This window comes from Occallatibacter sp., assembly GCF_049510455.1.
In the GTDB taxonomy this organism is placed as follows: domain Bacteria; phylum Acidobacteriota; class Terriglobia; order Terriglobales; family Acidobacteriaceae; genus Telmatobacter.
Window position 1 is genome coordinate 1 of sequence record NZ_JBEKYX010000154.1, and the last position, 6,914, is coordinate 6,914.

At 55.6% G+C, this 6,914-nt stretch carries 8 protein-coding genes and 1 pseudogene; 7 read left to right on the forward strand and 2 right to left on the reverse strand.

Going from position 1 to position 6,914, the window contains the following annotated elements; all coding sequences use genetic code 11:
• The 3 genes and pseudogenes from ABSG47_RS19790 to ABSG47_RS19800 all read left to right on the forward strand — a co-directional run.
• Positions 1 to 305, forward strand: a pseudogene (locus ABSG47_RS19790) (D-alanine--D-alanine ligase A); the annotation flags it as partial.
• A gap of 14 nt (positions 306 to 319) precedes the next feature.
• Entirely contained in the window at positions 320 to 877 is a 558-nt protein-coding gene (locus tag ABSG47_RS19795) for a hypothetical protein (protein WP_424171927.1), read from the forward strand.
• Between the two features lie 103 nt (positions 878 to 980).
• Complete coding sequence (locus ABSG47_RS19800) at positions 981 to 1,493, forward strand: hypothetical protein (protein ID WP_424171930.1); 513 nt, start codon at positions 981 to 983, stop codon at positions 1,491 to 1,493.
• A gap of 66 nt (positions 1,494 to 1,559) precedes the next feature.
• Here ABSG47_RS19800 and ABSG47_RS19805 read toward each other — a convergent pair whose 3' ends face one another.
• Positions 1,560 to 2,342, reverse strand: coding sequence for a DUF8606 domain-containing protein (locus ABSG47_RS19805; RefSeq protein WP_424171933.1), 783 nt, complete (start codon positions 2,340 to 2,342; stop codon positions 1,560 to 1,562).
• Positions 2,343 to 2,386: 44 nt separating this feature from the next.
• Entirely contained in the window at positions 2,387 to 3,316 is a 930-nt protein-coding gene (gene fabD, locus ABSG47_RS19810) for an ACP S-malonyltransferase (protein WP_424171936.1), read from the reverse strand.
• A 174-nt stretch (positions 3,317 to 3,490) separates the two neighbouring features.
• Here fabD and ABSG47_RS19815 point away from each other — a divergent pair, with 174 nt between their 5' ends.
• The 4 genes from ABSG47_RS19815 to ABSG47_RS19830 all read left to right on the forward strand — a co-directional run bounded on the left by ABSG47_RS19815 (position 3,491) and on the right by ABSG47_RS19830 (position 6,713).
• Entirely contained in the window at positions 3,491 to 4,231 is a 741-nt protein-coding gene (locus ABSG47_RS19815) for a hypothetical protein (RefSeq protein WP_424171939.1), read from the forward strand.
• A gap of 197 nt (positions 4,232 to 4,428) precedes the next feature.
• Complete coding sequence (locus tag ABSG47_RS19820; RefSeq protein ID WP_424171941.1) at positions 4,429 to 5,124, forward strand: hypothetical protein; 696 nt, start codon at positions 4,429 to 4,431, stop codon at positions 5,122 to 5,124.
• Positions 5,125 to 5,341: 217 nt separating this feature from the next.
• The gene (locus ABSG47_RS19825; RefSeq protein ID WP_424171944.1) at positions 5,342 to 6,490 is read left to right on the forward strand and encodes an acyltransferase family protein; all 1,149 of its coding nucleotides are present in this window, start codon (positions 5,342 to 5,344) and stop codon (positions 6,488 to 6,490) included.
• A 64-nt stretch (positions 6,491 to 6,554) separates the two neighbouring features.
• Complete coding sequence (locus ABSG47_RS19830; protein ID WP_424171947.1) at positions 6,555 to 6,713, forward strand: hypothetical protein; 159 nt, start codon at positions 6,555 to 6,557, stop codon at positions 6,711 to 6,713.
• Positions 6,714 to 6,914 lie beyond the last annotated feature (201 nt).

Genomic DNA, 6,914 nt, shown 5'->3' on the forward strand with positions numbered 1-6,914 from the left:
TGCCGGTGATCCCGGCCAAGTTGACCGCTGCGGAGTCGAAGCAGATTAGGGCGATGGCTGTGGAGGCATTCCGCGCATGCGATCTGGCAGGGCTGGCGCGTGTGGATTTTTTGATGGAGCCCGATGGGAAGCGGCGGATTTACCTGAATGAGGTGAATACGCTGCCGGGGTTCACGCAGATCAGCATGTATCCCAAGCTATGGGAAGCGACGGGCCTGAAGTATCGCGACCTGATTACGCGGCTGATTGAGCTGGCGGTGGAGCGGCAGAAGGACAAAGAGCGGAATTCGTACAGCAGAGAGTGATATATCTTTCAGGTATGAAGCGATACATTCCAGTGCAGATGGGCTTAGCTGCATGCGTACTCCTGCTTGGCTGCCTGCGCGCTGCCGGACAGGTTGAAGGACAAACTACCGGTGTAAAGCAGGAACCTGGCAAGGATGACGATCCGGCTGCCATTCTGGAGATTGGCGCGGCAATGAACTGGAATCTCAGCGGCGGCGCCGCAACGTTTGCGCCGAATCTTGCAGCGGAGATTACGCCGATTGAGAACTGGCTGGAGATTGAGGCGGGCGTGTCGCCCTTTTATACGCACAAATCGACGGAGTGGGATACCGATCTGCTCTTCAAAAAGCCGTGGACGCTGTCGCGGAAGGCGGAGTTCATGGCAGGCATCGGTCCTGAATGGATACATCTCAGCCAAAATGGCAAATCAAGTAATTCCATAGCCGCGGAGCTGGCGGGTGACTTTATGTTCTGGCCGTCCGGCAAGCACCGCTTTGGCTGGTATCTTGAGCCGGCTTATGACTACAGCTTTGCGGGCGGGCACCAGCAATCGGTCGGCATGAGCGCCGGTTTGCTTATCGGCATCCGGTGAGGGAACCGATGGCGGCATTCCGGTGTCTAAACTAGAAGCGGGATGCTTTTTGTCCCTTAGTCCCGATAGTCCCCTTAGTCCCTGCTTTTCATAGGAGATCTTCATGACCCTGCTCGATGCGCCGAAATACGACGAGGCGAAGGCGCGGCGGAATCAAACGATTCTCTGGTCCGGCGTGGTGTCGTTTTTCCTGCTGGTGATTGTGTATTGGTTTGTTGCGGCGCGTCCGGTGGACTGGCCGTGGAACTGGCAGAATCATCTCTTCGGCCGGTCGGCGGCGAATCGTTTTCTGGATGCCGTGGAGAAGAACGATCTGGAAACCGCGTATGGCATCTGGATGCATGACAAGAACTGGAAGCAGCATCTGGACAAGCACAAAACCTATCCGTTTCCTCGCTTCCAGGGAGACTGGAGCTCGACGAGCCCGGACAATGAGTACGGCGTGATTCAGTCACATCGGATTGCAGCGGCGCGGATGTATGGGAACCAGCTGCTGATGGCGATTCTGATTAATGGGCGCAAGAGCAAGGCGCTGAGCCTGGACTGGGACCCGCATGATGGCACGCTGAGCTTTGCGCCGCCGGATATAGAGATCAATCCGGAATCGTATAAGTGAATCAGCTGTTAGCTATCAACTAACCTGGCTTTGGTGGGTCACTGTCAGGCTATCGGCGTACCTCGCTTAGATAAGTAGTTCGCGCATATTAAGCCCGAATTCGTGCTCTAAAAATTCAACAGTCTTGGGCTGTCCATCTAGCGAAGCTTGTACAAGCTGTGTTGTGTAGAGTTTGGATTTAGGTTGCCACTTTGGTTTTTCGCGCGGAACGGTCGCAAGCCACTGCACTAAGCACACATATTCTGATCGTTCCGGGTTATTGCAGTTCTCTGCCATGTTTTTGCACTGAAGCGGCAAATTCAACAATGGCCGTCCTTTGATCTTTACATCCCGAATAGGCACGGCTTTGGACAGAATGCGACCGACTCCTACGAAGCCTCGGCCTTGCAAATATGCAGCAAAAATATCTCCTTCATGAAATCTCAGCATGGCGTTACGCCAATGCACACCTTGGCCAGCCGAGATGAATCCAAACTGGACGTAATCGTCCCAGTCCCGATGTGGGCCTTCGCCGATGTTGTAATAGTAGAGGCCATTTTGGAAATCAAACCCCGGTAATTCGCGGTGCATTTTATCGTTTGGCCTGAATTTATCTGCGAAATGCCCGGTTGCTATATTTGTTGTCCATTTGCCGAGCTTCCATAGCAAAGTCTTTTCTACGAGTTGAGCTTCTGTTTTTGAAAGATTACGTGCAATGACCCTTTTGATTACAGACAAGCCTTCTTTTTGAATGGCCCTGATCCGCTTTACTTTGTCGGTGTCGGAAGTTTCCTTCTCGTGGGCATCTTTCCGCGCCCCTCTGCCCTCGCCGTAATAGAACTCTTCGTAATTTCGTGGATCAATCAACACGTGACGTAATAATCGTTCACTTACGAGGCTCCTTTGCGAAGCAATCACTGCAATTCAGCGAGAGTTTTTTCCAGGCTTGCCGCGTCTTCCACATTCAGCGCTTTTTGATCCGGCGCAATCTGTTTCATCAAGCCAGTAAGAACTTTGCCGGGGCCTGCTTCCACAAATGTGCTTGCGCCGGCGGCGACGAGAGCGTTTACGCAATCGACCCAGCGGACTGCTCCTGTCACCTGCTGGATGAGAGCGTGGCGGGCTTCCTCGGCTGTGGTGACCAGCTTGCCGGTCACATTTGAGGCGACGGGAAATGCCGGATTTGAAAGCGCGATGCCGGCAAGCACGCGGGCCACTTCCTCCTGCGCGGGCTGCATGAGTACGCAGTGAAATGGAGCGCTGACCGGGAGCATCACGGCGCGGCGCGCGCCTTTGGCCTTCGCGATCTCAGAGGCTTTTTCAACGGCTGTCTTTGTGCCGGAGATGACGGTCTGAGAGGGCGAGTTGAGATTGGCGGCGGCTACAGGCTCGCCTGTTTCGGCTGCGGCTTCCGCGCAGGCTTCCGCTACCAGAGCGGGGTCCAGCATGAGAATGGCGGCCATAGCCCCAATACCTGCGGGGACTGCCTGCTGCATGGCGCGGCCGCGGGCCTTGACGGCGCGGACAGCATCGGCGAAGGAAAGCGTGCCGGCGGCAACGTGTGCGGACCATTCGCCCAGTGAATGGCCGGCGGCGAGAGCGGGCTGGATGCCGTGCTCAATCAGTACGCGCCAGGCAGCGACTGAAACGGTAAGAATCGCGGGCTGCGTGTTTTCCGTCAGGCGCAGGTCTTCTTCCGGGCCGTTAAAACAGAGCCTTGAAATGGGGAGGCTGAGAGCCTCGTCTGCTTCAGCAAATGTGGCGGCTGCCACGGGGAAGCGGTCTGCCAGTTCGCGGCCCATGCCAACGGTTTGCGAGCCTTGTCCGGGGAAGAGAAACGCCATTTTTGCGCGGATATGCATCTTAGAGAATTGTATTGGCTGGAACCGACTCCTGGGCGAATGGGGCCGTTTAGAAGTAAAACTCTTAATTCAACTATTGAGACCAAGGGCTATATCCGGAGAGAAGACAAAAAATTGAACGCTAAATACTTCACTCCCATGAGGTTTTCTTCCGGTATGCGCCGGTTTTTGCAAATAGCTCTTTGCGCAACTTCCCTGATGATGGCGCGCAGCGTGGCCGGCCAGCTTCCGGATGCTCCACAGCCTGCTCCACAACAGGAAATGATCCAGCGGACGCCGGCACCGGGCGGCGGCGACTCGGATCAGAAGCCGCTCTTTACCGTAATACCGGATTTGGGCACTGCGTCCATCGACGATCAATTACCCCCACAGACAGTTTCAGAAAAGATGATGGTTCCGACGCGAAACACGCTCAGCGTGCTGGCGGTGGTGAAGCCGGCATTTGCCGCGGGCTTCAAAGAGGTAACAAATCGAGATCCGCAGCTCGGAAAAGGCCCCGATGGCTTTGGCCGTTACTACTGGCGCACGGCGCTGGATGAGGTATCGGAGAACTATCTGGTGGATGGCGTGTTTCCGGCGGTGACGCATCAGGACTCGCGGTATTATGCGATGACAGAGGGCGGGTTCTGGCGCCGGACAGGATATGCGCTCAGCCGCGCCTTCGTGATACGGAACGACGCTGGCAATGAGGTCTTCAACACCTCGGAGATATTGGGCGCGGCGTCGGCGGCGGGGTTGGCGAACCTGTATTATCCGGGCCCGCAGACTGGACCATCCGTCACAGCGCAGCGGTTTGGCCTGGATATTGGCTTTGATGCGCTCACGTATGCGGCCAAGGAGTTCTGGCCGGACGTGAATCGGAAGGTGTTCCGGGGCAAACTGCAAACAGGTAGATAGAGATGTAGGGATCTGAGACGGCTCAGTTCCAGCGCAAGCGATTGTTGTGTGAGTCTTCCCGCGATCCGGCGAGTCTTAATAAGATAAAAAGAAAGCGATCCCGGACCAAAGCGAGGGCTTGTTGATTGAAGTATAAAAAAAGCTTTTATTTTGTTTTCATTCATCTCAGTCAAAAAATTGCATTTGCCGGCTTGCTGTTGAGTGCGAGCGGACTCACGGCGCAGGAATTGGCGGCACTGCCGGATGCGCCGGACGCGGTTCAGCAGCAGGACACGCAACAGCCGACGCCGAGCGATGCCCCACCGAAGCAGACGAAACGGATTTTGGGCATCGTTCCGAACTTTCGGGCGGTGAGTACGGATGAGAAGCTGCCGCCGCAGACGGTGAAAGACAAGTTCATGGATGCGACCAAGGACTCCTTCGATTACTCGTCGCTTGTGATTCCGGCGCTGATTGCAGGCTATGACCAGGCGCGGAATTCGACGCCGGAGTTTGGGCAGGGAGCTGCCGGGTATGGGCGCTATTTCTGGCACTCGGCTGTGGACCAGACATCCGAGAACTACATGGTGGAGTTTGTGATGCCGTCACTCACGAAACAGGACTCGCGATATTACACGCTCGGGCGGGGTGGGTTCTGGCGGCGAACCGGATATGCGCTGAGCCGCGCGGTGATCACGCGCGACGACAACGCCAGAGAGGTCTTTAATACGTCGGAGGTGGTGGGCGCAGGAGCGGCGGCTGGACTATCAAACCTTTACTATCCGAGCCGGGAACGGACCTTCAGCAACACGGCTCAGCAGTGGGGACTGGATGTGGGGATTGATGCGTTTACCTTCGCGCTGAAGGAGTTCTGGCCGGACGTGAACCAGAAGCTGTTTCATGGCAAGCAGTAAAGAACCGGAACAGTGGATTCGGGAAAAGGGAACTATAAAAAGCTTCGACTAGCCATACAGGAATCGCAAATAGAAACATATCGCGAGCGCAAAATCTAAACTTATGCAGCACGGATCGCGTCTTTTCTCCAGGGCCTTTTATGTGCTTAGGGCGCGCCCCTAAGCACATAAAAGGCCCTACGAGGATATACCGGCGCGTTATGATGAAAAAATCCATATGAATGCCACCTCAACCGCAACTTCAACAACTGCCATCGCGCCTGCGAAAAGCCATTATGTCCTTCTGGACGGCCTCCGCGGCGTGGCCTCTCTCATGGTTGTCATCTTCCACACCCTTGAGGCATACGCCGGTGGCAACCCGATCAAACAGATCATCAACCACGGCTATCTGGCGGTAGACTTCTTCTTCCTGCTCTCCGGCTTCGTAATCGCCTATGCGTACGACGACCGCTGGAGCCGCATGACACAGTGGGAGTTTTATAAGCGGCGTCTCATACGGCTTCAACCCATGGTCATCATGGGCAGCTTGATCGGCGCGGCGCTCTTCTATTTTCAGCAAGGTCCTGTGTTTCCACTCGTGGCCACGACCCCCGTGTGGAAGATGCTGCTGGTCATGCTGTTGGGCTGCACGCTTCTGCCATTGCCAGTATCCCTGGACATTCGCGGCTGGCAGGAGATGCATCCGCTCGACGGCCCAGCCTGGTCGCTGTTCTTCGAATACATCGGGAACATTCTTTATGCGGTTGGTTTTCGCAAGATGTCCAATCGTGTCTTGACCGTCTTCGTGTTGCTCGCAGCAGGTTTCCTCGTGCAGCTCGCCGTCTTTGGACCCCGCGGCGACATGATTGGCGGTTGGGCTCTTGATGCCACGCAACTTCACATTGGCTTCGCCCGCCTGTTGTTCCCGTTTTTCGCGGGCATTCTCCTCATGCGGCTCGGAAAGCGGATTCAAATCAAGGGAGCCTTCGCCATCTGCAGCCTCCTGCTGATTGTGGCACTCTCATTGCCACGATTCGGCGGCACACAACACCATTGGATGAACGGCCTCTACGAAGCGCTTTGCATCATCGTCCTCTTTCCGATCATCGTTGCCATCGGCGCAGGCGAGAAGCGCGCGGATGGCCTTTCGATCCGGATAGCCCGCTTCTTTGGAGATTTGTCCTACCCCCTTTACATCACGCACTATCCGTTGATCTACATCTACACGGCCTGGGTTATACAAAAGAGGATTCCTCCGGCTCAGGGAGCAATATGGGGCGCATTGTTGTTGGTCGTAGCTGTCTCCATCGCCTACGCGTGCCTGAAGCTCTATGATGAGCCCGTTCGCCGCTGGCTCAGCCGCAGGTTTCTGACAAGAGCCGCCTGAGCGAAATACGAACGGATTGCTTCAGAATGCGTTATCGATGAAACCAGGAATTGGCGGGTGCCTCATGCAAGCCCTTCTGCCGGGCCTGCATGAGGCAATCAGCCCGGCCAGACAATCCGGCAAGCTGGGAATCGCATCCGCCTGCTGGAGATCTTATGAAGTTCATGCGACGTTTGAACATGCTGGCGATCACGATGCAGGCGAAGGCGACGTAATCCTTTGAGCGTAGTGTAGAGCCGTTCGTAATCGCGCACGAGTCCGCGGAAGCGAGCGGCCTATCTTGGTGCAAACTTCATAGCAGCCTCTAGGAACTTGTTGAAAAAGGCAGCTCTCCGCAACGGGGTTGTGCGTAGATTCGTCTACTGATTATGCGTGGAACTGAGCAGGTTCAGGATGGGATGTTCAGCTATGTTTCTTTGGAGCA